Here is a 23,165-nt window from a genome sequence, read left to right as displayed (position 1 = left end):
GTCTCGGCACATCTTTGCCATGTCCTGCTTCGTGGGCAGGACGTTGCAGATGTACTTGCGCACAAACGTCTTTCCCCTTCACAATCTAAAGAGACAGGGGGCGCGTCAAGCTTACCATACAGAGGCGCGCATGCGCAGATGCCCGAGCGGCACCGCACGCGCGCAGCGCCCCCGGATTGGGGGAGACGTGAAATGGCTGTCCTGCGGCGCTGAGTTCATCGTGGCGGACGTGATCCGCTGGCGCGAGCCGGTCTGGAAACCCCAGCCGCGCCATTCCAAGAAAAGGCCGGTCATCACCGGCCACCGCGTCATCACGGGCCAAGTGATCAAGATTGACCGTGGCGGCTGGGTGCATATTGAAGTGACGGCCTGCACCGTCGAGCCTGCGCCGCAATGGCTGCGCCCGCTCTATCCGCTCAAGCGCGGCGAAGCGATACGCCGCCAGCGCGGGAAAATCGGTCAAGGCAAGATAGACCGCATGGCATGGAGCGACGAAACCGCCCGCGCCGCCATTGTCGGTTCGCGGTTCGTGAAGGTGTGAGGCCGTAAAGGCCGCAAGAATAGCAGCCGCGAGGACGCGGCAATGCCGCGCCCCGCCACAGGTCGGCCTACCACCACGAGTCATAGAATACGGTCTTGCCCTCGGCGATGGCCGCACGAGCGGTGGCGATGAACATCAGGTCATCTTCGCTTTCGCTGCCGTCGGATTCACCGAAGAAGAAACCGCTGGTTGGCGGCAAGTGTCCTGCGCGTACATCCGCTTCCAGACGGTCGAGGTCTTCCGCCGTCAGGGCGAGCGTGATGCAGTTGAACGTATCCGCGCCGCCCTTCTCGAAGTAGAGGTTTTCCATCCAGCCGTGCAGGTTCGGATGCTTGCGCCAGTAGTGAATTTCAGCGGCATCTTCGACCTTGAAGCCGAAGGGCGTTGCCGGTTTCTCGCGGGTCACAAGTGCATACATATCCAGTCCCATTTTGTTGCTCCTTTTGATTGGTGTTGTTTGTCCCGAAGGACGCGGCACCTCGGAGCGGCGGGACCAAGCTGCTGCCGTCATGGGCAACACGGCCCGAAGGGGTGGTGCGGGCAGCCCATTGACGGCAAAGCGCCCGACGCCAGTAACGCGGCATGACTGAGGGGGGAACAACACCGCAGGAGCAAACATGGCGATGGATGTGCCGTTGTGGCGGAAGCCGGACATGGCTCACGCGCCGCAGGTTATGTAAAGCGTGTCTTTACAGGCAACGATCCGTCCGATAGGCTGAAAGCCGATTCAAGGGGCAATTCAACCGGATACCGCACATGCCAAATCAGGCCGATGTTCGGCTAAAGGAACCCGCCCATCCGGGCGGCTTCGTGAAGCATGAAGTGCTAAAACCGCACGGCCTGTCCGTGACGGATGCCGCCGAAGTGCTCGGCGTCACACGGCCTGCGCTATCTGCGCTGCTCAACGAGCGGGCGCACCTATCGCCGGAAATGGCGCTCCGGATCGAGAAGGCGTTTGGCGTCTCCATGGAGACGCTGATGCGAATGCAGAACAGCTACGACATCGCCCAAGCGCGCAAGCGGGCGGGAGACATTAAAGTCGAGCGATATTCAGGACTGAACACGAAGGGGCGGGCATGACGGAGCTGAGTTTTAAGGGCAAAGAGTTTGTCTACAACCACCATCTGGCGGTGCCCTTCCGTCCGCTCGTGCCCGACGAAACCAAAGGTATCGGCCCCGTCGCGCTCGACGGCAATCTCGTCATTCATGGCGACAACCTGCATGCGTTGAAGGCTCTGCTTCCGCTTTACGCTGGCAAGGTGGACTGCATCTTCATCGACCCGCCGTACAACACTGGCAACGAAGGCTGGTGCTACAATGATAACGTCAATGCTCCGATGATCCGGGAGTGGCTGGAAGCCAACCCGATTGGCATCGAGGATGGGCTCCGCCATGACAAATGGTGCGCCATGATGTGGCCGCGCCTTCGGCTGCTGTACGATCTGCTTTCAGAGAAAGGCACGATCTGGATTACGCTTGACGGAAATGAAGTCCACCGCGCCAAGCTGATGCTGGATGCAATATTCGGAGATGAGAACGGTCTTGGCACACTAGTTTGGGAGAAATCCGACAGCCCACGAATGGATGCTCAGAGATTTTCTTCAAGCCATGACTTCATTATAGCCTACGCCAAGAATCCGTCTGACATGATCTTTCACAAGATTGATCTTGATGAAGAAGATGCTCCGGAGCACTACAATCTTTATGACGAAAGTGGTCGAAGCTATTACTTGAAGCCGTTGCGAGCGATGGGAAGTGGAGAAGATACCCGTGAGGCGCGGCCAAGCATGTATTTTCCTCTACATGACCCTGACGGTAATGAAGTTCTGCCCATGCGGCCGGACGGTACCGAGGGTCGGTGGCGTTGGGGGCCTGCTAAGGTCGAGCGTGAAGCAGATCGCATAGAATGGCGGAAGGGGAATAATGGATGGACGCCTTACTATAGAATTTATGCAGATACGACTGGAGGCCGTCCTCCCGAAACGATTTGGTATCATAAGGATGTCGGAAGCTCTCGGGGAGCGAAAGCTCAAATAAAGCAGATTTTCGGAAGTCCCGTCTTTGACACTCCGAAGCCGCTTAAGCTTTTGTCACGTGTGATCGAAATTGCCACTGATACGGATTCCATTGTGCTGGATTCCTTCGCGGGATCAGCGACGACCGGTCATGCGGTTTTAGAAGCCAACAAGCGCGATGGCGGGAACCGCCGCTTCATCCTCGTGGAAATGGAGGATTATGCAGACAATCTGACGGCGGAGCGTATTCGGCGCGCCGTAACGGGCTATGATTTCAAAGGAACGCAGAAGACTGAGCTTCTGCGCGAGCGGCTGCATTGGCGCACGCTCAGCAACAGCAGCGATCTGGTGCACAAGGTCGGAGCTATCGAGAACCTGCACGGCCACGAATTCGACCGCATCAAGAAAGACGTGAGCGACGGTGAATTGATCGTTACCGGCGAAAAGACGGTGGCGGAGCGCGCCGAAGGTCTTGGCGGCACCTTCACCTATTGCACACTCGGCGATCCCGTCGAGCTGGACAAGGTCCTCAGCGGTGAAACCCTGCCGCCCTATGCCGGTCTCGGCGCGGCCCTGTTCCACATGGCGACCAACCATGCGCTCGATCCTGCCGCAGTACGGGAGGATGATTTCTATCTCGGCGCGACGGAAGGCCAACACGTCTGGCTTATTTACAAGCCCGATCTCGACTGGCTGAAGTCGCCTGAGGCCGCGCTGACGCTGGCGCGCGCCAAGGCGTTCGCCGCGTCCGATGCGGGCAAGCGGCACCTCGTCTTCGCTCCAGCGCGCTTCGTGAGCCAGAAGATGCTGGCGGAACATAACGTCCCTGTGGAGTTTGTTCCGCTGCCCTTCGCGCTCTACCGGATAGATCGGAGCTGATGCATGTATCGGCAGCTCGACTATCAGGACCGCGTCCTCTCGACGCTTGACGCCTATCTTGACCTCTTGAAGGAAAAGAAAGTGCGCGCGGACAAGGTGGCGGCGCTTGCGGCGCAAGACCCCGACCTCGGCCTCGCCATACCGGACTTCGCCAAAGAGGCGTGGGAAGCGCTGAAAGCGGCAGGTAAACTGCCCGCTTCCCGCGCGGCCATTCCGTTCTCGCCTCGCATAGACGGCTGCGAGCGTCCTGTGCCCAATGCAGTGCTAAAAGTGCCGACAGGCGGCGGCAAGACATGGCTTGCCGTCTCCGCCGTGTCGCGCGTGATGGGCCGTTATCTCGACCGCAACACCGGCTTCGTCCTGTGGATCGTGCCGAACGAGGCGATTTACACGCAGACGCTCAAGCGCCTGAAAGATCGTCAGCATCCCTATCGCCAAGCGCTCGACCGTGCGGCGGCAGGGCGCGTGAAGATCATGGAGAAGACCGACCGGCTCGATGCGCGGGACGTGGAAACCAACCTTTGCGTCATGTTGCTGATGCTGCAATCCGCGAACCGCGAGACGCAGGATTCCCTGAAGATGTTTCAGGACCGGGGCGACGTGCACGGCTTCTTCCCGCCCGAAGGCGAACAACAGGCGCATAAGGCCGCCATCGACCGCACGCCGAACCTCTCCGCCTATACGGGTATGTTCCCGATGGTGAAGGATTCCCTCGGCAACGCGCTTCGGGTCATCCGCCCTGTGGTCGTGATGGACGAAGGGCACCGCGCTATTTCCGATTTGGCGTTCGGCACACTCTACGGCTTCAACCCGTGTTTTGTGCTGGAACTGACGGCCACGCCGCAGGATGTGCAGCCGCGCGGCGGGCGCAATCCGCGTGAGGGCCGGTATGCGAACGTGCTGGTGGAAGTCACGGGGCGCGAGCTTGATCGGGAAGGCATGATTAAGATGCCGCTCAATCTCGATCCCCGACAGGGCAACGACTGGAAAGCGACGCTCAACGCAGCGCTGGCCAAGCTCAACGCTCTTGATGCCGAAGCCCGCCAGTTTCGGGCGGACTCGGGAAGGTACATTCGGCCAATCATGTTGATTCAGGTCGAGCGCACAGGCGCAGATCAGCGCGAGAGCGGCCATATCCACGCCGATGACGTGAAGGACTGGCTCCTGACGGCGGGTTTCGATCAGGCGGAAATCGCCATTAAAACCGCGCAGCAGAACGATCTCAATGATCCCGAAAACCAAGACCTTTTGTCGCCCACCAATCGGGTGCGAGCGATCATCACCAAGCAAGCCCTCCAAGAAGGCTGGGATTGTCCCTTCGCCTACGTGCTGTGCAGCCTTGCGGCCAGCGCCAACCTCAAAGCCATGACGCAGCTTGTCGGACGCATCCTCCGACAGCCCGGCGCGCTCAAGACGGGCGTTGATGCGCTCGACGAGTGCCACGTCATTACCCATCATGCCGACACCGCCACGGTGGTCGGCGCGATCAAAGACGGCTTGGAACAAGACGGCCTCGGCGATCTGGTTTTGCGTGTGACACAGGACGACAAGAGCGCAGCAGGGAAAGTCTCCCGCAGCATCAAGCGCCGTCCGGCCTTCGCGACTACGGAAATCTATCTGCCAAAGGTCATGGTCGTGGATGGCGAGGATGCTCGCGACCTCGACTACGAAACCGATGTTCTCTCGGCTATCGACTGGCGCGGCTTTGATCCGCAAGAAATCGCCGAACGCATTCCCGAAAATGCGCAAGCAGCAGAAAGCCAGCTACAGCGCATCAGTCTCTCCGACGACGGCGATGAGCTGTTCGTCGGCGAAACGGTTGCCGCGAACACGGAAATCCTCGCTTTTGATCCGGCGCATGCCGTCCGGATGATCTCCGATATTGTGCCCAATCCCTTCGTCGGGCGCGAGATTGTCGGCGCGACGATGGCTGCCCTTCGGGCGCGGGGCTTCGATGACGCCAAGCTCGGGCAACTATCGAGCCTGATCGCGGAAGAGCTTCGCAAGGGTCTCGATACAGCGCGCAACGCGCGCGCCGAAGCCCTATTCAAGGCCGAAGTGGCTGCGGGACGCATTCAGTTCCGGCTGCGACTCGATGGCCGCAACTGGCGGATGCCATTCAGCGTCGAAACAGCCGAACCTGACGATGGACGCCAGCTCCTGAACCGTGCGGGCGGCCCGCTCGAAAAGAGCCTGTTCGCGCCGGTCTATGAGAACGAGCTGAACAGCGATGAGCGGGATGTGGCTGTCTATCTCGACGGCGAGAAGACGCTGGCGTGGTGGCATCGAAACGTCGCGCGCACGCAATACGGCCTTCAGGGATGGAAGAAAGCCAAAATCTATCCGGATTTCATCTTCGCCGTGCAGCGCGACGGCGAGGAAAAGAAAATCACAGTTCTCGAAACCAAGGGCGACCAACTCGACAATCTCGATACGGCCTACAAGCGCGAAGCACTCGCGTTTCTTTCGGACCACTTCCGTTGGGACGAGGCCACGCCGGTTGGCGAGCTAGAACTGGTCAATAACGGCGAGACTGTTGAAGGCACCTTGATTCTGATGAGCGAGTGGAAAGCGAAACTGCCCGCGTATCTGTGACGGGTGGTATTGGGGGGGGCGTATGGATTTTGATGCAGCATTGTCATTTTCGGACAATCTCGCCCGTTTTCGAGCGGAGGCGGAGCGCATAGATGCCGATTGCGCGCGCATCCTTTTCGACAATCTGGCGCTTCTGGCTCGGGACGGTGACGCCACCCGCACCCGGCAGGCGGTGCAGGAATTTAATCGTGCTGTCCTTGCCGAACTTGATGGCTTGCCGGAGGGACCAGCGGAATGAGCCGGTACTTTCTGGCCTCCGCCGCCATCGAGGGTTTCCGTGGCATCAACAATGACGGTGATCCTCTCGTTCTGAAATTCAGGCACGACGCCGTCAATTCAATTCACGCCCCTAACGGCGTCGGCAAAAGCTCGGTTTTTGAAGCGCTGCATTTTGCCCTGCACGGCACCGTGCCGCGTCTCCAAGACATGCAGGACGCCGAACAGGGCGGAAGCTACATCGTCAACAAGTTCCATCCGGGCCAACAGGCCACAGTCGCACTGGTCTTCAAGAGCGATGACGGAACAGCCGATGTGTCGATCACCGTCACGCGGACGGCGGCGGGCGGCAGGCTTGTCACCTCTCCGTCCGGCCACGCCGATCCGGACGGCTTTCTCGCCAGCCTTTGCGAGGATTTCGTGCTGGTCGATTACCCGCGCTTCGCGTCCTTCGTGGATTGTTCCGCATTGGATCGCGGGCGCTCCTTCGCCTCGCTGGTCGGTATGAGCCGGTATTCCCAGCTCCGGCAGGCGCTCGACGGGGCCAAGAATACCCGGAATATCAACAGCGACCTCGGGCTTTCCGGCCTTGAAACGGAAGTGACAGCCGAGAACCGCGCGCTCGGTGCCGTCGAACAGCGCGTTCTAACGGCGCATCAGGAAGTATCCGGCGCGGCGGGCGGCCAGATTACAGATACTGCCACGCTGAAAGCGCAGGTGACGGCGGGATTGGCGGGCATTTCCCTCTTCGCGCCGCTCCTTACCGATATTTCGGTGATGGACCTCGACTTCGAGGCTGCCGAGAAAATCGTCGATCAGGAAGAAGGCGGCGCGGCCCGCAAGACCCTCGACGGCCTCAATAACACCGCGACGACGCTGGGGGCGTTGCAGGTGTCGGCGGCGGAAGTTGCTGAAATTGAGGCCCTTGTAGCAGCGGCGAAGGCGCGCGACGACGCGATGCGGAAAGTCGGCGCCGCGAGCCTCCACGCCTTGTTGAAAGACGCGTTGTCGGTGGTAACGGGCGAGGACTGGCACGATCCGACGATGTGCCCCGTCTGTGAAAAGCCGGGCGACGGGCCGCTTCAAGACCAACTGGAAGCGAAGATCGCCCTCTATGACGAGGCCGAACAGCTCGACGCGGAGCTAAAACGGCAGATTCAGGCCGCTGGGTGCATCGCTAAGCTGCGGCAGCTTGAAGAGTATGCGAGCCTTGGCGTCGCCGCCGCTGATCGTATTGCGCCGATCATGACGCTGGCGGCGCGCCAGTCGTCGGTTTCCACGGCAGACGTGGAGCGCGCAAGGGATGCCCTCGTCGCGCTTGAAACGAAACGGGCTGAAGCACTCGCGGCGGCAACAGCCGAGATTGGGAGACTGCAAGCCAGCCTGCCGCCCTCGCTCGTCGCCGTCACCCGCATCCTCGGGCAGGCGAAACAGTTCCGCGATGCGATGAAGGAATATGAAGACGCCCTTCCGGCGCTGGCGACGAAGCGCGCCAAACTGGCGAAGCTCAATCGCTGGAAGACGTTCATCGCGAACGTCGCAGGGCAGTTCGCAACGGCAGAAGGTGCGCTCGCCAATGCGCGCATCACAGATATTCAAGCTAGTTGTCAGGAGCTTTTTGGATATCTGATGCGGGGCGGACCGGATGTTCGTCCGACATTGAACCGGGCGCAAAACACTGAACAGGTGGACTTGAAGCTCGCCGATTTCTTCGGACTTCAAGACCAAAGCGCACGAGCGCTTTTGTCGGAGAGCTACCGCAACGCGGTGGCGGCCTCCATTTTCATGGCGGCGGCGACTCGGCACCAAGGCGTTCCGCGCTTCATGGTGCTGGACGATGTCACCTCAAGCTTCGATGCCGGACATCAGTTCAGCCTCATGGATACGATCAGGACGAAGCTGCGCTTTGGGGCGCCAAACGGGCTACCCGGCGGGCTTCAATTCATCATCCTCAGCCACGACACGAGCCTCGAAAAGTATTTCGACCGGCTCAACGGCACCACAGAATGGCACCATCAGAAACTGCAAGGTATGCCGCCCCGTGGTCGGCTGATGATCGCGGCCCAGCAGGCGGATCGCCTAAAGGCGCAGGCCGAGCAATATCTGAACGCTGGGCAGGTCGATATTGGCGAGCCGATTGTGCGCCAGTATCTCGAATACAAGCTCGGCCAAATTATCACCCGTCTGGAAGTCCCGGTGCCTCCCGACTACGCCACGCGGGGCGACAAGCGCACCTTGTCCACCTATGTGGATGCAATCACGTCGGCGGTTTCGCTCTATCAGGCGGCAGGGCGCTGCGTTTTGTCCGCGCAGCAGATCGCTGATCTACAAAACCATCATGGGCCGTCCATCATGGCCAATTACGTAAACCATTATGAAACGGGAGCGGGTAATCCGTTCAACGCCTATGCATTGCTGGGCGTTCTCCAAAGCGTTGACGCTCTTGCGGATTGCTTCTGCATGATCGACCCCGTTACCAACCAGCGCCGATATTACCGGCGCCTCGACAGACAATAGGCTTTGGCCAGCATCACCCTCAGAAGAGGGTGAGCTGGCGGGCGGCGGCCTCGTGCCGCCGCCAGCCCGGCGAGGCCGCTTCCTCGTCAAGCCATGTGCGTACAAGCGCCACCGGCCCGCCCATCGCGGCGACGGCATTTGCCGTCGTGAAGTGCGAGCGATAGCCGGTTTCCGTGATGGGAAGCGGCGCGCGCTCTGGCGCAATGGCCTCGATTTCGAGGTGGGCCGTGTCGAGGCCGTAGTCGTCGGCAAGGCTGAGCCAGCGCGGTTCGTAGCTGATGGAAATGGTCACGCCGTTCCAGACGGTTTCGTGATGCTCCGTATAGCGTTTGCAGAGGCGGCTCATGCTGCACCTCCCTCTGAGAGGGGAAGTTGGGCGGCTTCGTCCTGAGCCGCACCGACGATGTAGAGCACCTCTTGGAGGTCGCGGCGGGCGTCGCCGGTGATGCTATCGTAGTTGTCGAGCATAAAGCTGACGTGGTCAAAGATGCTGTTAAGCCCACTGGAGAGGCGCTGGCTGCGGGTCATGCTGCACCGCCTTCCGCCGCTTCGTCGGCTTTCGGGGGGAGCAGAACAATGCGACCGTCTAGCGGATAGAGGTCGAGTTGCAGGGTATGGCCGTCGCCGTTCTGGTGGGGCCAAGCGGCCCCGATGCGCGTCCAGAAGGATTTGCCGCCTTTGGCTTCTCTGACGTGCCACGCAATCAGCGCGGGCACTTTGGTTTCGGATTTTTTCGTCATGTTTTTTCTCCTTGGTTTGCGTTTCCCTTTCGGGCGTGCCCACGGAGAGCCAGGCGCGATGGCGCGGCGTCACACAGGAAAATTGGGGGGACCGGACGCCTGCGGACGGGGGAGCCGAGGCTTCCTGTTGACGCCATGAGCGCCCGCGCATGGCAGGGGGCATGACGCTGCCCGATGGGAATGCAAACAAGACAAGGGGAATTCAGGACGGAGCCGAGAACAATGCCAACGCCTGCAAAGCGTAAGTGGCAGTTCTAGAGGTCAGCGGCATATCCTGAGATATAGCGATTTGGGGGTAAGGGTGGCCTGCATGAAGGCAGGCCCCGCTATCCATTTCCTCTGGTTCGCCAGCGGCTGAGGCAATGGCTTCGCGGAAAGACGCGATCACAAGGGGCGCTTGAAGCTCGGCGCGCCTTTTTCCCGTGCCCGCTTGGCCGGATTCCACGACCGGGAAGCGCCAGCGGCGCGTCGTGACCTCCGGCAGAAACGCATAGCTCTGTTGCATCGGCCATCGAACTCGACGGCTGGTGCGATGCGCGCTAGCGTTTGGGGCGGTTCGGTTTGTCCGTCTGCTTGGCTTTGATGGACTGCACCTCTTTGGCCTTGGCTTCCAGCTCGTCGATTTCGGCGTTCATTTCGGCATGCATCGCATCCCAGCCGCCGATGCCCATAAGCACGCGGTCGGCATGTTTGATGGTGTTCACATGCCCATAGTGCTGCTCGATCATTTTGACGGAGGTGCCCATTTGCTGGGCGAGGATATAGACATCCACCCCGGCGGAGAGCCGGAGCGTGGCGTAGGTGTGGCGGAAGCAGTAGGTTGTGCGGGGAATGCCGCTCGGTCCCTCGCGAAGGTCGGTGTATTTCAATAACTCTTCGACGGTGTCTCGATAGAGCCATTTTGCCGGTTTGCCGTTGATAATCGTAAAGACGTGATCGTCAGGCTTGGTCGCCTTGGAAAGCTCGCGGATGCGGTCGAGGTATTTTGCAACACTGATCGGAGCAATCAGCTTGCGGGTTTTGCCCTTGCCCTGAACGTAGAGGACAAGGATTTCCTGTCCGTCTTTGTCTTTTGCGGTGGTGATGTCCCGCCAGCGCAGGTTCTTCGCTTCCGGGGGGCGCATCCCCGTGTTGCACATGATGAGAATGAAATTGTAGCAGACTTGGCGATACCAGACGCCCTGCGGCGTGGTCGCCTCCTTCATCCACTTGCGCCCTTTGGTGTGCAGCTTGCGGTATTCCTCAAGCGTGAACTCGTCGCGGCGGTTTGATTTGAGCTTCGGCATGCCTTCAAAGCGATGATGCGCGGGAACATACCGCTTGCTGATCGCAAAGTTCATGATGGCTGCGAAAATGGTCATCTCGATGCGGATAGTGGAATCGCTGATGACGCTCTTGCGACGGCCTTCGCCGTTTTCACGTCGCCACAGCGGATATTCCGACCAGCGGTCTTGCGTAACCAGATGAATCTGTGTGCTGCCGACATAAGCCTTGAGAGGCCCGTCGATCTTGCTTCTGATATTTTTGCAGCGGGCTTGGCTGACCTCGCCCGCGTTGGCGCGCCGCTGTTGGGCGTCGGCATATTCCTCCGCCACCTGCGAGAAGGGGCGGTTGAATACAGGAACATCGTGTTTCACACGAAAACGGATGTCGGCATACTCGTCCATCGCGCGGTCACGCGCGGTCTGTCGGTCTGCCGTGCGCAGCGAGATTGTCTTGTAGCGGTCTTCGTTCTGGATCCTGATCCGGCAGTAATACTGGTCGTGCCCGACGTCGCCGCGTCGGAAGATGATAAGGCCGGGCTTGATCTGCTCTTTATCGAGGATGAAACTCATTTCTCCGCTTCCCACTGTGCAGAAACTGTGCAGATTGGCGGCGTAAGTGCTTGATATGCCGTACCTGTGTAGGTTCTGTGTGGGTCATTGTAGCAAAAAATGTTGTTTATTTGTAGTGGCTTGTTATAATCCCTTCACCCGCTCCACGGCTTCAATGTTGCGCAAGAACCAGCGGTACGTGTCTGCAATTCCGGCCTTGAGCGTAATGGTCGGTCGCCATCTCATCGCGACGAGCCGGCCGGAATCCATCAGTTTGCGCGGTGTACCATCGGGCTTCGTAGCGTCTCGCCGGATGTGACCTTCAAAGCCGATCACGCGGCATATCAATTCGGCCAGCGCCAAAATGGATATGTCGCGGCCGAACCCGGCGTTGATCGGGCTTTCGCCGGAATAGTGGTTCATGAGGAAGACGCATGCGTCGGCGAGGTCGTCGACATGCAGGAACTCGCGGCGCGGTTCTCCGGTGCCCCAGATCTTCATAGCTGATTTACCGCAAGTCTTGGCGTGGTGCGCCTTGCGGATCAGGGCCGGCAGGACATGGCTTGATTGAAGGTCGAAATCGTCGCCCGGGCCATAGAGGTTGCATGGCATTACCGAAATGAAGTCGCATCCATGCTGCCGGCGGATCGCCTGGGCCAGCTTGATGCCGGCGATCTTGGCGATAGCGTACCATTCATTGGTCGGTTCAAGTTGCCCGCTGAGGAGTTCGTCCTCGCTGATTGGCTGCGTCGCATGCTTCGGATAGATGCAGGAAGAGCCGAGGAGGAGCAGCTTCTCGACCCCGCTACGGCGAGCGGCTTCGAGCACATTGGCCTGGATCATCACGTTTTCGTAGAGGAACGTGGCTGGATGGGCGGCATTAGCCAGGATCCCGCCGACCTTCGCCGCGGCCAAGAAGACCGCGTCCGGCTTGGCTGCGTTGAACCAAGCGCGCGTCTGCGCCTGGTCGCTGAGGTCAAGCTCTGACCGGGGCGCGGTGATGATTGCGCAACCTTCATTGACGAGCCGGCGGACGATTGCTGAGCCGACCATGCCCCCATGGCCGGCCACAAAGACGCGCTTTCCTCTCAGTTCGTATCCGTCGCTCGTCACCAAGCATCTCGAGCGATCGGCGCGTCCCGCATGACGAGGAGGTCTGCATGGACCATCTCGCGTGCGAGTTCGCGCGCGGAAGTATCGTGAGACCAGCCGAGGCGCTGCTTGGCCTTTGCGGAATCCCCGATCAGAAGGTCGACTTCAGTGGGGCGGAAGTAACGTGCGTCAACTTCGACGACGCAATCGCCGCTCCGTTCGCAAAAACCCTTCTCGTCCGCGCCGCTGCCCTCCCATCGCAGCCGAATGCCCACTTCCTCGAACGCCCATTCCGCAAATGCCCGGACGGTGGTGCACTCGCCGGTAGCGAGCACGTAATCATCCGGCTCCTCCTGCTGCAGCATGAGCCACATGCCGCGAACATATTCGCGTGCATGGCCCCAGTCGCGTTGCGCGTCGAGATTTCCGAGCCACAACCGATCCTGTCTCCCAAGCTTGATCGCCGCTGCCGCACGGGTGATCTTGCGCGTGACGAAGGTTTCCCCGCGTAATGGGCTTTCGTGGTTGAACAGGATGCCGTTTGACGCGTGCATCCCATAGGCTTCGCGGTAATTCACGACCGTCCAGAAGGCGAAAAGCTTCGCAATCCCGTAGGGGGAGCGCGGGTAGAACGGTGTCGATTCGCGCTGCGGGACGTGCTGTACCAGCCCGTACAATTCGCTGGTGGACGCCTGGTAGAAGCGCGTCTGTCTTTCCATGCCAAGAATGCGGATCGCTTCGAGCAGGCGAAGCGTGCCGATCCCGTCCGCATTCGCGGTATATTCCGGCGTCTCGAAGCTGACTGCCACGTGGCTTTGTGCCGCGAGATTGTAGATTTCGGTGGGGCGTATCTGCTGGACCAGCCGGATCAGGTTCGTGGAATCGGTCAAGTCGCCATAATGGAGGTGGAAGCGACGGGCCTCCTCATGCGGATCCTGGTAAATATTTTCGATTCGCGCCGTGTTGAACGAGGAGGAGCGCCGCTTCAGGCCGTGCACTTCATAACCCTTGGAAAGAAGAAGCTCGGACAGATAGGCGCCGTCCTGTCCTGTTGCGCCTGTTATCAACGCAATCTTTGGATCAGCCATTGCGCGCGCCCCCATTTATTTGCGGGCTATGGTTAACACGCAAATGGATGGTCGCAAGTCTTGGTTTAGGTGAAATCTCGCAATGATACTGCTCGGTCGAATACCGATTGGAACATCGGTGTCGTGAGACGTCCCGTATTCGTGTTGTAGCGCGAACAGTGATAGCTATCGATCAAGACGCGTCCATCCGGCATTCTGTGTTCCGCAAGGTGGCCGAATTTTGCTTTTGGCAGCTTTCCGCCCAAGGCTTTTACTGCAGACTGATGTGCGATTTGTCCCAGCGCGATGAAGACACGCGCCCTCGTCAGCGCCTCTAGCGGCGCTTCGAGGAAGGGGCGGCATGTGCGGATCTCCTCTGGGGTGGGCTTGTTCTCGGGCGGGAGGCAGCGGACAGCGTTGACCAGCATCACACCGCGAAGTTTCAGGCCATCATCTGGGCGCGCATCGAAGGTACCATCGCTGAGTCCATATTTTGCCAAAGTGTCGTAGAGCAGCACGCCCGCGTAATCGCCGGTGAAGGGTCGGCCGGTACGGTTTGCGCCATGCTTTCCGGGCGCCAGCCCGACGATCACCAGCCAGGCGTCCGGGTCGCCGAAGGCGGGCACGGGTGCATTCCACCAGTCCGGATGCTCAGCACGAAGTGCTTGGCGGAACCCCGCGAGGCGAGGACAGAGCGCGCAGTTGCTGGGCGGCTCCGTGCGGGGCAGGGGGGATGGTGCGAAGTTCATGCACGCGCGATAGGCTGAGCGGCATGGAGCGCTCAACCTATGTCATCGCCGCCGGTTCTAATCGTCGCGGCCGGCACGGAACGCCGCCAGCGGAAATCGCGGCTGCTTTGGAACACATCAAGGGGCGCGTGACAGCCGCCGCAATCCGGTCGAGTGCGCCCATGGGCCCGTCCACCCGGCGCTTCGCGAATACTGTGGCTCTGGTGGAAACGCGCGCGAGGCCAGAGAAGCTGCTGCGACGGCTGAAGCGGATCGAGCGGCGATTCGGACGGCGGCCTGGGCAGCGCTGGGGCGCTCGCGTCATCGATCTCGACATCATCCTGTGGTCCGGGGGTGCGTTCGAGGGGCCCGGCCTGACAATTCCGCATCCGGCGTTCCGGGAGCGTGACTTCGTTTTGACCCCGCTCCTCGATCTCGCGGCGGATTGGCGTGACCCGATCAGCGGATTTACGGTCCGTCAGCTTCACAGCCGGTTGACCCGCCGGCGCCCGCTCCCTAGTCGCAGCGGCGCTGGTGCGGGTCCGTAGCTCAGTCGGTAGAGCAAGCGACTTTTAATCGAGAGGTCCCGGGTTCGAGCCCCGGCGGACCCACCAGCATTTCTCCGCTCGCCCTTACGCCATCAGATGTCCGCGACCAGGCGGCCGTAGAGTTCGGGGCGGCGGTCTCGGAAGAAGCCGAAGGCGGCGCGGTGGCGCTTGACGCGATCGAGATCAAGCGTGGCGGTGATCACGCCTTCTTCCTCGCGATTAAGCTCCGCCAGAATATCCCCCCGCTCGTCGCAGATGAAGCTGGTGCCGTAGAAGGTCTGATCGTGTTCGGTGCCGACGCGGTTGGCGGCGATTACCGGCACGACGTTCGAGACCGCGTGACCGACCATCGCGCGGCGCCACAGCCGGGCGGTGTCGAGCGAGGTATCGTGCGGCTCGCTGCCGATGGCGGTCGGATAGAAGAGGACCTCCGCGCCCATCAGCATCATCGCGCGCGCGGTTTCAGGATACCATTGATCCCAGCAGATGCCGACCCCGAGCTTCGCGGGGCCATCCCAGACCTTGAATCCGGTGTTGCCGGGGCGGAAGTAGAACTTCTCCTCATAGCCCGGGCCATCGGGGATGTGGCTCTTGCGATAGACGCCCTGGACGGCGCCATCGGGACCGATCATCGCGAGGCTGTTGTAGTAATGCGGCCCATCCGCTTCGAAGAAGCTGGTGGGGATATGGACCTTCAACTCAGCCGCAAGCGACTGCATCGCGCGCACCGCCTTGTGCTCGGCCGTTGGCTTGGCATTGGCGAAAAGACCTTCGTCCTCGACCCGGCAGAAGTATTCGCCTTCGAACAGCTCCGGGGGCAGGATGACCTGCGCACCCTTGGCCGCCGCCTCGCGCACCAGGCGCGAGACATTGGCGATGTTGGCATCGATATCATTCGAGAAGGCGAGCTGAAGCGCGGCGACGGTGATTGCGGTCATGCGCGGCCATGTAGGGAAAGCCGCCGCCGCCCGCCAGCGTTGAAGGAGGTTGGCATCAGAAGATGGTGTAGCCGCCGTCGACGGTGAACGTGTCACCCGTGTGGAAGCGCGAGGCATCGGAGGCGAGATAGACGGCAAGCCCCCCGAAATCCTCCGGCTCTCCCCAGCGGCGCATCGGCACGCGGGTGATCACCTTGTCGTTGAACTTCTGATTGCCCTGCGCGCGGGACGTCATGTCGGTGGCGATCCAGCCGGGGAGTATCGCGTTCGCGCGAATCTCATGCCGGGCATATTCAACCGCGATCCCGCGGATCATCGGCAGCAGGGCGCCCTTGGTTGCGGCATAGGCCTGATTGCGCGGGGCGCCGTGTACCGCCGACGTCGAGGAGGTCGCCAGCAGCGAGCCGCCGATATCGCCGCGTTCAGCACGCTCGGCCATGTGGCGGGCGGCGGCGCGCAACGTCCAGAACACACCATCGAGGTTCACCGCCAGCACGCGGCGCCACAGTTCGGTGGTCATCGAGTGAAAGGATTCGGCACCTTCGCCGATACCGGCATTGGCAGCGACGAAATCGAGCCGACCGAATGTCTCGACCGCGCGGTTGACGCCTTCGTCAACGGCAGCCTCATCGCCGACATCGACACGTTCGACGAGTACGCGCCCGCCATGCGCCGACAGGCGTGCCTCAGCCGCGGCATTCTTCGTCGGGTTGTTTCCCCAGATGACGACATCAGCGCCGGCCTGGGCGAGCGCATCCGCCATGCCGATGCCGATCCCGCCATTCCCGCCGGTGATCAGCGCCACTTTGCCGGTAAGGTCGAATGGGGCGTAAGGCATTGTTCTCTCTCCAGTTGTTTCTGATTCTTGTGGGGATTGGCGGCGCTGCGACCAGCGCGAATGTTGAGGAAGTTGAGGCTCTGGCGCTTTTTTCTCCAACATCTTCAACATTCGCAACGGTGCTGAGAGCCGGGGGGGCGATCACCGCGATGATCATGCCTTGCGCGTGCGATGTAGGACAGCGCCTGGCGCGGACGAAGGAGCGGGCGGGCGTAGGCCAGGAGCAGAGTGGCGATGCCCTGATCGTTTTCCTTCCACCGGGGCACGACGATGTCGGACGGTCAAAGAGCTTGATCTTGATCAATCCATCTGCGGCAGACAAAAAAATAGCGGCCCGAAGGCCGCTATTTCCTTACCAAATCCAAGAAGGACTTAGTTGCTGTCCGAATCGTCGTCCGAGTCGGCAATGATCACGATGCCCGCGATCACGGCAGCAGCCGCGAGAACGGCGACGATCACGCCACCGCCAGCGACCTTCTCACCCTTGGCAGTCGGCGCGCTGGCGCGTGCAGCCTTGGCAACCGAGAGGCTCGAGGCCGAGTTGGCCGGAGCAGCAATCGCCGGAGCGGCTGCCAGCGAAGCAGCGGCAACGGCCGCCATGTAACCACGAAGCTTCATTACGAACTCCCTTTATTGTCCGTCGCACGCCATCTGGCAGAGAATGTGGTGCAACGCAACGTACAAAACACGATGATTCGGGGGTTATTCAACTAAGAAACGACAAATAGGAAGGAAAACGAGCTACAATATCAGTCGTTCCCAGCAACTGGTTGTTGAGTTTCGGTCTGCAGCAGCCAGCGACGGTCGCGCTCGATCCCCAAGGCGGTCAGCCGCCCGCTGCGATAGGCCCCGGTATCGATCCCGATTCGGTTGTCACACTCATGAACCTCTTCGGTAATCGTGTGACCATGTACCACGAACTTGCCGTGGCTTCCGCTGTGGGTGAGGAACGGCCCGCGAATCCAGCGAAGGTCGCTGTTCTGCTGCGCCTCCAGCGGGACTCCCGGTCGGATACCGGCATGCACGAAGACATAGTCGCCCTCGACAATGTAATCATCAAGATTGCGAATGAACGTCATGTGCTCCGCCGGAAGCCGCTTTGCGATCAGCGCCGCCAGCTCGGGCGCTGTTGTCTCCTCGATTTCCTGCGCGGTGAGGCCATAACTCAGCAGGGTTTCCTCCCCGCCGACACGCAGCAGCAAACGCAGTAGATCGGTATCTCCTTCATAGGAGCCGAGAAAGATTTCTTCATGGTTGCCGGCAAGGCAGCGCGTGTCTGAGCGTTCTGCGCACAAGGCGCGGACCCGCTCGACCACGCCGGCCGAATCGGGCCCGCGATCGACCAGATCGCCGAGGAAGATGAGCCCGGTAGACGCGGGGCCGCGCGCAGCATCGTCTGCAGCGATCTGTTCCAGCAGCTGATCGAGAAGATCGAGCCGGCCGTGAATATCGCCAATGGCATAGATGCGGCGCCCCTCGGGCAGTCGCGCCTGGATCGGTTCGGGACGGCGGCGCGAGAGCAAACGCGAAAGCATAGGCAAGCAATTACTTCAGGAAAGCGCGGCCCTTACCTGACGTTCTTCGCGCCCGCAACATGAGCGGAAGGCCTGCATAGATTATACGGCCAGTCGAAGCGGCTCTGCGCTGCGCGGTGGCGGCTGATCCGGCCAGATGCCGCGGGTATCTAGCACCTGCTTCGCCGCGCGTTCCTCAAGCGGAACCGAGCGGAACACATCATGATCGACGAGGACGATCATCAGCGGACAGCGTTCGATCGCGGTGTCGATGTCGATGAGGGCCGCGCCAGTGCCGTCGAATGCGGGCGGCAGGGCGGTCGCGTATGGTTCCACGATCCGCACCCTGCTGCCGAACCGCTGCGCAAGAGTCGCGGCGACCTTGAGCGCGGGGCTTTCCCGAAAGTCATCGATGTTCGCCTTGAACGCGAGGCCGAGGCACGCGACCGGCACGCCCGGGTTCGCTTCGATCAGTGCGGTGGCGCTGACGATGACATGATCGGTCTTGCCGTCGTTCACTTCGCGGGCCGTGCGGATGAGCGGCGTGTTCTGCGGATCGGCGCTGACGAGGAACCAGGGATCGACGGCGATGCAATGGCCGCCGACACCGGGGCCGGGCTGGAGGATGTTGACGCGCGGGTGGCGGTTCGCGAGCCGGATCACTTCCCACACATCGACGCCCATCTTCTCGGCGACGAGGCTGAGCTCGTTGGCGAAGGCGATGTTCACGTCCCGAAAGGCGTTTTCGGTCAGCTTCGTCATCTCGGCGGCGCGCGCATTGGTGGTGACGCAGGCACCACGCACGAAGCGCCGGTAGAAGGTGAGCGCCTTGCGCGCGCAACGCGGCGTGATGCCGCCGATGACGCGATCATTGTCAATGAGTTCGACGAGGATCCGGCCCGGGAGAACGCGTTCCGGGCAATAAGCCACCGCGTAATCGGCGCCGTCGCCGAGGCCGGGGGCACGAAGATCGGGCCGAAGCTTTGCGAGAAGATCGCGCACCTGCTCCGTCGTGCCGACGGGCGAGGTGGATTCGAGGATCACCGTGTCGCCAACCTTGAGCACGGCGGCGACCGTCGTTGCGGCCTTCAGGACATAGCCGATGTTGGGCGAATGGTCCTCTCCGAAGGGCGTGGGCACTGCGATGACGAAGACATCGGCCGGCTCGATTTGGGTCGAGGCGCGCAGATTGCCGCGCGCGACCACACCGGACACGAGGCCGTCCAGGTCGACTTCCTCGATATGCACCTTGCCCGAATTGATCGTCTCGACGACCGAGGAATCAACATCGATGCCGAGCACCTGTGCGCCGGTTCGTGCGATCACGGCGGCGGTGGGCAGGCCGATATAGCCGAGCCCGAGGACGACGACGTTCAATTCAGTTCCCGACAGCATCGGCGACGATCCTTGCGATCCGTTGGCTGGCGTGGCCATCGCCGAACGGATTGTGGGCGCGGGCCATCGCGGCGTAGGCGGCCTTGTCATCGAGAAGAGTGAAGACTTCGGAAACGATCCGATCCTCGTCCGCGCCGATCAGCTTCGCAGTACCGGCGGCGACGCCCTCTGGCCGCTCGGTGGTGTCGCGCATCACGAGCACTGGCTTGCCGAGCGCGGGCGCTTCCTCCTGGACGCCGCCTGAATCCGTGAGCGCGAGATGGCACAGGCCAAGCGCGCGGATGAAGTGCGGGTAATCGAGCGGATCGATACGCGCGACATTGGCATGCTCGCCGAGGATCGTGTCCATCACCGACACGACGTTAGGGTTGGGGTGCATCGGGAAGAGGACGGCCACATCCTCCCGGGCGGCGATGCGCGCGATGGCGCGGGCGATCGACGCCATGCCGCCACCGAAATTCTCCCGCCGGTGGGTGGTGACGAGCACGATCCGCTTGCCGGCGAAGCGGCCGGCGATCGCGTCGAGGCCGGCGGCGAGCGCCGGATCTGCGGCGATGCGATCACCCGTCCAGTGAAGCGCATCGATCACGGTGTTGCCAGTGACGTGGACGGCGGTGCGGACGTTCTCGCGCGCCAAGGCCTCAGCGGCCGTGTCGGTGGGGGCGAAATGGAGGTCGGCGATCGGGGCGACGATGCGGCGGTTCACCTCCTCCGGCCAGGGATGGTAGATGTTGCCGGAACGAAGACCCGCCTCGACATGGGCGACCGGGATCTTGCGGTAATAAGCGGCGAGCGCGCCGCACATGGCGGTGGCGGTATCGCCCTGTACGATGACGCGATCGGGCTGCTCGCGATCGAGCACCTCGCCGATGCCGGTGAGCAACTGGGCGGTGAGGCGATCGAGCGTCTGCCCCGGCTCCATGATGTCGAGGTCCACGTCCGGCGCGAGGCCCGCAATCGCGAGCACCTGATCGAGGAGGCCGCGATGCTGCGCCGTAACGCAGGTGCGGACGACGAGCCCCGGCGTGTCGGCGAGCGCGCGTACCACGGGGAAGAGCTTGATCGCCTCAGGCCGGGTGCCGAAAATAACGAGAACCTTCATGACACCTTTTCGTAGCCGGACAGGTTTAAGGGGCGACTAACCGCAACGGGGCAAATCGTGCTTGCCGCGCGAGCGCCTCGCCTTATTCCTGCGCGCCTCAACAGGGGGAGAAGTCAGCCGATGTCGTCGATCAAGCCGGTACGCAAGGCCGTATTCCCAGTTGCGGGGCTGGGAACGCGCTTCCTGCCGGCGACCAAGGCGATGCCCAAGGAGATGCTGACGGTCGTCGACAAGCCGCTGATCCAATATGCCGTCGAGGAGGCATTGGAGGCGGGGATCGAGCAGATCATCTTCGTCACCGGGCGCGGGAAGGGGGCGCTCGAGGATCATTTCGACATTTCCTACGAGCTTGAGACGACGATGAGGGAGCGCGGCAAGAGCCTCTCCGCGATCGACGGCATCCGCCAGAAACCGGGCTCGCCGGTCTATGTTCGCCAGCAGGAGCCGCTGGGGCTGGGCCATGCCGTTTGGTGCGCGCGGGAGATCGTCGGCGACGAGCCGTTCGCGGTCCTGCTGCCGGATGAATTGATGGTGGGGACGCCGTGCTTCCTGTCGCAGATGGTGGAGGCCTATCAGCGCGTCGGCGGCAATCTGATCGGCGCGCTGGAAGTGGCGCCGGAAGAGACGAGCAAGTACGGCATCATCACCCCCGGCGCTGTCGATGGGCGGCTGACCGAGGTGCTGGAAGTGATCGAGAAGCCGGCGCCGGGTACGGCCCGCTCCAACCTGATGACGCCCGGGCGCTACATCCTGCAACCCGAAGTGATGCGGATCCTCGACAATCCGACGCGCGGCGCGGGCGGCGAGATCCAGCTGACCGACGCCATGGCGCAACTGATCGGCAAGCAGCCGTTCCACGGCTTCACCTTCGACGGGCACCGCTATGACTGCGGCGACAAGGTGGGCTTCATCCAGGCGAACCTGGCGTTGGCGCTGGCGCGTGACGACATCGGCCCGCCGGTGCGTGCCTTCGCGAAGGATCTGCTGAAGTAGGAAGTCGCCTCAGCGCGCCGAGGGACCGCAGGCGGGGCAGGCCGGGTCCTTCGGCAGGCGCACGGTGCGGAAGCGCAGATCGAGCAGATCGAGCAGGATGAGGCGGCCGGCGGCATCTTCGCCGAAGGGGGTGACGGCGCGGATCGCCTCGAGCGCGCCCATGCTGCCGAGCACGCCGGTGACGGGGCCGAGCACGCCCTGCTCGGCGCAATTGCCCTCCTCGCGATCGGGCGAGGTGCCGACGAGGCAGCGGTAGCATGGCTTGTCCGCTTCCCAGCCGCGATAGACCGCCAGCTGACCTTCGAACTGCCCGACCGCGGCGGAGACGAGCGGGATGCGCAGGCCGAGCGCTGCGTCGGCGACGGCAAGGCGGGTGGCGAAATTGTCGCAGCCGTCGAGGACGACGTCGGCACCGGAGAGGAGCGCGGCGGCATTGTCCGGCCCGATTCGGGCGGCGATCACCTGCGTCTCGACATGCGGGTTGAGGGCGCGGGCGGCCTCAGCCGCAGCCTGCGCCTTGGGGCGGCCGACATCGGCGGTGTCGAACAGGATCTGGCGCTGGAGGTTCGACTGGTCGACCGAATCGTCGTCGATGATGACCAGGCGACCGATCCCGGCAGCGGCCAGATAGGCGATCGCCGGGGAGCCGATGCCACCCGCGCCGATTACGGCGACGCAGGCGCGCTTCAGCCGGCGCTGGCCGGCACCGCCGATTTCCTTGAGGATGATCTGCCGGGCGTAACGGGCACGCTCCTCGGCGCCGAGCGTCAGTTCCACGCGAAGACGAGCGCCGCGCGGTACCAGCGATCCTCGCCCGGCGCCGACACATTGTTGCGGGCCATGCGCGACATCACGCCCGAGGCATATTGTTCGACGGTGGGGCAAGCGATCGCCCGCGGCCGCACGCGCCGGACCTGGCCGTTGGCGGCGATCAGCACCGCAAGATCCACCCGGATGCTGCTGTCGGTCGCGGAGCAGCGGCCGGCGCGCACTTCGTCGCGGACGAACTGCGACAGCGGGCGCATGTCAGCGAACGGACGCTGGAGCGGCAGTTCCGGCAGGGCAGCGAAATCCGCCGGGGCCTCCGCCAGCTCCACGGCAGGCGGGGCGGCCGCCGTCACCTGCTCCGGCGCCTGTGCCAGCACGGCAAGTATCGTCGTGAGTGCGATCATCGTCCTGTCGACCCGAAACCTCCGGCGCCGCGATCCGTATCATCGAGTGCCTCGCACTCGTCCAGCCTTGCCTGTAGCACAGGTGCCGGCACCAGCTGCGCGATCCGTTCGCCGCGCCGGACAAGGAAATCTTCCTCGCCAAGGTTCGCGAGGATCACCTTCACTTCGCCGCGATAATCGCTGTCGATCGTGCCCGGCGTGTTCAGGCACGTGATGCCATGCTTGAGCGCAAGACCCGAGCGGGGGCGCACCTGAACCTCATAGCCCGGTGGGATCGCCATCGCGAAGCCGGTTGCGACGGCTTCCCGCTTGCCCGGCGCGAGCGTCAGATCCTCCGCGGCGACCACGTCCATCCCGGCGGCGCCGGCGGTGGCATAAGCGGGAAGCGGGAGCCCAGCGCCATGCGGCAGGCGCAGGATCTGGATCCTGATCGGGTCAGTCATTGTATCTCCGGTTGATAG

The 23,165-nt window shown here is 62.1% G+C and carries 25 protein-coding genes and 1 tRNA gene; 9 read left to right on the top strand and 17 right to left on the bottom strand.

The genetic code is table 11. The features are described from left to right. The first annotated feature begins 187 nt into the window (after positions 1–187). Positions 188–541: a hypothetical protein gene (locus ACH0CP_RS13935; protein ID WP_406889669.1), complete on the top strand. Its 354-nt coding sequence runs from the start codon at positions 188–190 to the stop codon at positions 539–541. A gap of 67 nt (positions 542–608) precedes the next feature. On the opposite strand, the gene ACH0CP_RS13930 is transcribed toward ACH0CP_RS13935, so the two are convergent. Continuing rightward, on the bottom strand, positions 609–1,196 hold the full coding sequence (locus ACH0CP_RS13930) for a hypothetical protein (RefSeq protein WP_406889671.1): 588 nt from the start codon (positions 1,194–1,196) through the stop codon (positions 609–611). A 101-nt stretch (positions 1,197–1,297) separates the two neighbouring features. Between ACH0CP_RS13930 and ACH0CP_RS13925 the strand changes: the two genes are divergently transcribed. Genes ACH0CP_RS13925 through ACH0CP_RS13905 form a run of 5 tightly spaced genes read left to right on the top strand, consistent with a single transcriptional unit; the run spans position 1,298 to position 8,763 of the window. Next, entirely contained in the window at positions 1,298–1,621 is a 324-nt protein-coding gene (locus tag ACH0CP_RS13925) for a HigA family addiction module antitoxin (RefSeq protein ID WP_406889673.1), read from the top strand. Next, a complete protein-coding gene (locus ACH0CP_RS13920) occupies positions 1,618–3,435 on the top strand; it encodes a site-specific DNA-methyltransferase (protein WP_406889675.1) in 1,818 nt (605 codons plus the stop codon). Before ACH0CP_RS13925 ends, ACH0CP_RS13920 begins: the two co-directional genes overlap by 4 nt. Before the next feature lie 3 nt (positions 3,436–3,438). Next, positions 3,439–6,030, top strand: a complete 2,592-nt coding sequence (locus tag ACH0CP_RS13915) for a DEAD/DEAH box helicase (RefSeq protein WP_406889677.1) — start codon at positions 3,439–3,441, stop codon at positions 6,028–6,030. 22 nt (positions 6,031–6,052) lie between these two features. After that, positions 6,053–6,268: a hypothetical protein gene (locus ACH0CP_RS13910; protein ID WP_406889679.1), complete on the top strand. Its 216-nt coding sequence runs from the start codon at positions 6,053–6,055 to the stop codon at positions 6,266–6,268. Further along, the gene (locus ACH0CP_RS13905; RefSeq protein WP_406889681.1) at positions 6,265–8,763 is read left to right on the top strand and encodes an AAA family ATPase; all 2,499 of its coding nucleotides are present in this window, start codon (positions 6,265–6,267) and stop codon (positions 8,761–8,763) included. Before ACH0CP_RS13910 ends, ACH0CP_RS13905 begins: the two co-directional genes overlap by 4 nt. A 19-nt stretch (positions 8,764–8,782) precedes the next feature. On the opposite strand, the gene ACH0CP_RS13900 is transcribed toward ACH0CP_RS13905, so the two are convergent. The 7 genes from ACH0CP_RS13900 to ACH0CP_RS13870 form a co-directional block, all read right to left on the bottom strand. Continuing rightward, complete coding sequence (locus tag ACH0CP_RS13900; protein ID WP_406889682.1) at positions 8,783–9,109, bottom strand: hypothetical protein; 327 nt, start codon at positions 9,107–9,109, stop codon at positions 8,783–8,785. Continuing rightward, positions 9,106–9,291, bottom strand: coding sequence for a hypothetical protein (locus ACH0CP_RS13895; protein WP_188235773.1), 186 nt, complete (start codon positions 9,289–9,291; stop codon positions 9,106–9,108). The genes ACH0CP_RS13900 and ACH0CP_RS13895 overlap by 4 nt, the downstream gene beginning before the upstream one ends. Then, positions 9,288–9,503, bottom strand: coding sequence for a hypothetical protein (locus ACH0CP_RS13890; protein WP_129404622.1), 216 nt, complete (start codon positions 9,501–9,503; stop codon positions 9,288–9,290). Before ACH0CP_RS13890 ends, ACH0CP_RS13895 begins: the two co-directional genes overlap by 4 nt. Before the next feature lie 539 nt (positions 9,504–10,042). Continuing rightward, positions 10,043–11,338, bottom strand: coding sequence for a site-specific integrase (locus ACH0CP_RS13885; RefSeq protein ID WP_188235771.1), 1,296 nt, complete (start codon positions 11,336–11,338; stop codon positions 10,043–10,045). A 123-nt stretch (positions 11,339–11,461) separates the two neighbouring features. Further along, on the bottom strand, positions 11,462–12,430 hold the full coding sequence (locus tag ACH0CP_RS13880) for a GDP-L-fucose synthase family protein (protein WP_406889684.1): 969 nt from the start codon (positions 12,428–12,430) through the stop codon (positions 11,462–11,464). Continuing rightward, positions 12,427–13,497: a GDP-mannose 4,6-dehydratase gene (gmd, locus tag ACH0CP_RS13875; RefSeq protein WP_406875539.1), complete on the bottom strand. Its 1,071-nt coding sequence runs from the start codon at positions 13,495–13,497 to the stop codon at positions 12,427–12,429. The genes ACH0CP_RS13880 and gmd overlap by 4 nt, the downstream gene beginning before the upstream one ends. A gap of 65 nt (positions 13,498–13,562) precedes the next feature. After that, positions 13,563–14,225, bottom strand: a complete 663-nt coding sequence (locus tag ACH0CP_RS13870; RefSeq protein WP_406875540.1) for a uracil-DNA glycosylase — start codon at positions 14,223–14,225, stop codon at positions 13,563–13,565. Here ACH0CP_RS13870 and folK point away from each other — a divergent pair. Both folK and ACH0CP_RS13860 read left to right on the top strand, forming a co-directional pair. Then, positions 14,210–14,752, top strand: coding sequence for a 2-amino-4-hydroxy-6-hydroxymethyldihydropteridine diphosphokinase (folK, locus tag ACH0CP_RS13865; RefSeq protein WP_406893921.1), 543 nt, complete (start codon positions 14,210–14,212; stop codon positions 14,750–14,752). The two genes, ACH0CP_RS13870 and folK, sit on opposite strands and share 16 nt — an antisense overlap. Continuing rightward, positions 14,743–14,818 (top strand) — tRNA-Lys (locus ACH0CP_RS13860). The genes folK and ACH0CP_RS13860 overlap by 10 nt, the downstream gene beginning before the upstream one ends. Positions 14,819–14,844: 26 nt before the next feature. Here ACH0CP_RS13860 and aguB read toward each other — a convergent pair. The 6 genes from aguB to wecB all read right to left on the bottom strand — a co-directional run bounded on the left by aguB (position 14,845) and on the right by wecB (position 20,539). Then, on the bottom strand, positions 14,845–15,690 hold the full coding sequence (gene aguB / locus ACH0CP_RS13855) for an N-carbamoylputrescine amidase (RefSeq protein WP_294443406.1): 846 nt from the start codon (positions 15,688–15,690) through the stop codon (positions 14,845–14,847). 55 nt (positions 15,691–15,745) lie between these two features. Next, positions 15,746–16,528 carry an SDR family NAD(P)-dependent oxidoreductase gene (locus ACH0CP_RS13850; protein WP_294443407.1) on the bottom strand — a complete coding sequence of 261 codons (783 nt, stop codon included), beginning with the start codon at positions 16,526–16,528 and terminating at the stop codon, positions 15,746–15,748. Between the two features lie 372 nt (positions 16,529–16,900). Then, positions 16,901–17,146 (bottom strand): hypothetical protein, encoded by a 246-nt coding sequence (locus ACH0CP_RS13845; protein ID WP_294443408.1) that lies wholly within the window; start codon positions 17,144–17,146, stop codon positions 16,901–16,903. Positions 17,147–17,277: 131 nt separating this feature from the next. Beyond that, the gene (locus tag ACH0CP_RS13840) at positions 17,278–18,063 is read right to left on the bottom strand and encodes a metallophosphoesterase family protein (RefSeq protein WP_294443409.1); all 786 of its coding nucleotides are present in this window, start codon (positions 18,061–18,063) and stop codon (positions 17,278–17,280) included. 81 nt (positions 18,064–18,144) lie between these two features. Continuing rightward, positions 18,145–19,437 (bottom strand): UDP-N-acetyl-D-mannosamine dehydrogenase, encoded by a 1,293-nt coding sequence (gene wecC / locus ACH0CP_RS13835; RefSeq protein ID WP_294443410.1) that lies wholly within the window; start codon positions 19,435–19,437, stop codon positions 18,145–18,147. Continuing rightward, the gene (gene wecB / locus ACH0CP_RS13830; protein ID WP_294443411.1) at positions 19,421–20,539 is read right to left on the bottom strand and encodes a non-hydrolyzing UDP-N-acetylglucosamine 2-epimerase; all 1,119 of its coding nucleotides are present in this window, start codon (positions 20,537–20,539) and stop codon (positions 19,421–19,423) included. The genes wecC and wecB overlap by 17 nt, the downstream gene beginning before the upstream one ends. Before the next feature lie 120 nt (positions 20,540–20,659). Between wecB and galU the strand changes: the two genes are divergently transcribed. Further along, positions 20,660–21,532, top strand: a complete 873-nt coding sequence (galU, locus tag ACH0CP_RS13825) for a UTP--glucose-1-phosphate uridylyltransferase GalU (RefSeq protein WP_294443412.1) — start codon at positions 20,660–20,662, stop codon at positions 21,530–21,532. Between the two features lie 9 nt (positions 21,533–21,541). Here galU and ACH0CP_RS13820 read toward each other — a convergent pair whose 3' ends face one another. Genes ACH0CP_RS13820 through dut form a run of 3 tightly spaced genes read right to left on the bottom strand, consistent with a single transcriptional unit; the run spans position 21,542 to position 23,147 of the window. Beyond that, positions 21,542–22,303, bottom strand: a complete 762-nt coding sequence (locus ACH0CP_RS13820; protein WP_294443432.1) for a HesA/MoeB/ThiF family protein — start codon at positions 22,301–22,303, stop codon at positions 21,542–21,544. Continuing rightward, entirely contained in the window at positions 22,300–22,704 is a 405-nt protein-coding gene (locus ACH0CP_RS13815) for a hypothetical protein (RefSeq protein ID WP_294443413.1), read from the bottom strand. The genes ACH0CP_RS13820 and ACH0CP_RS13815 overlap by 4 nt, the downstream gene beginning before the upstream one ends. Continuing rightward, complete coding sequence (gene dut, locus ACH0CP_RS13810) at positions 22,701–23,147, bottom strand: dUTP diphosphatase (RefSeq protein WP_294443414.1); 447 nt, start codon at positions 23,145–23,147, stop codon at positions 22,701–22,703. The genes ACH0CP_RS13815 and dut overlap by 4 nt, the downstream gene beginning before the upstream one ends. Positions 23,148–23,165: the final 18 nt, after the last annotated feature.

Source organism: Sphingomonas sp. 179-I 2A4 NHS (genome assembly GCF_045369135.1).
In the GTDB taxonomy this organism is placed as follows: domain Bacteria; phylum Pseudomonadota; class Alphaproteobacteria; order Sphingomonadales; family Sphingomonadaceae; genus Sphingomonas.
Note: the sequence above shows the minus strand (reverse complement) of the source record. Positions and strands in the feature narration are given on the sequence as shown.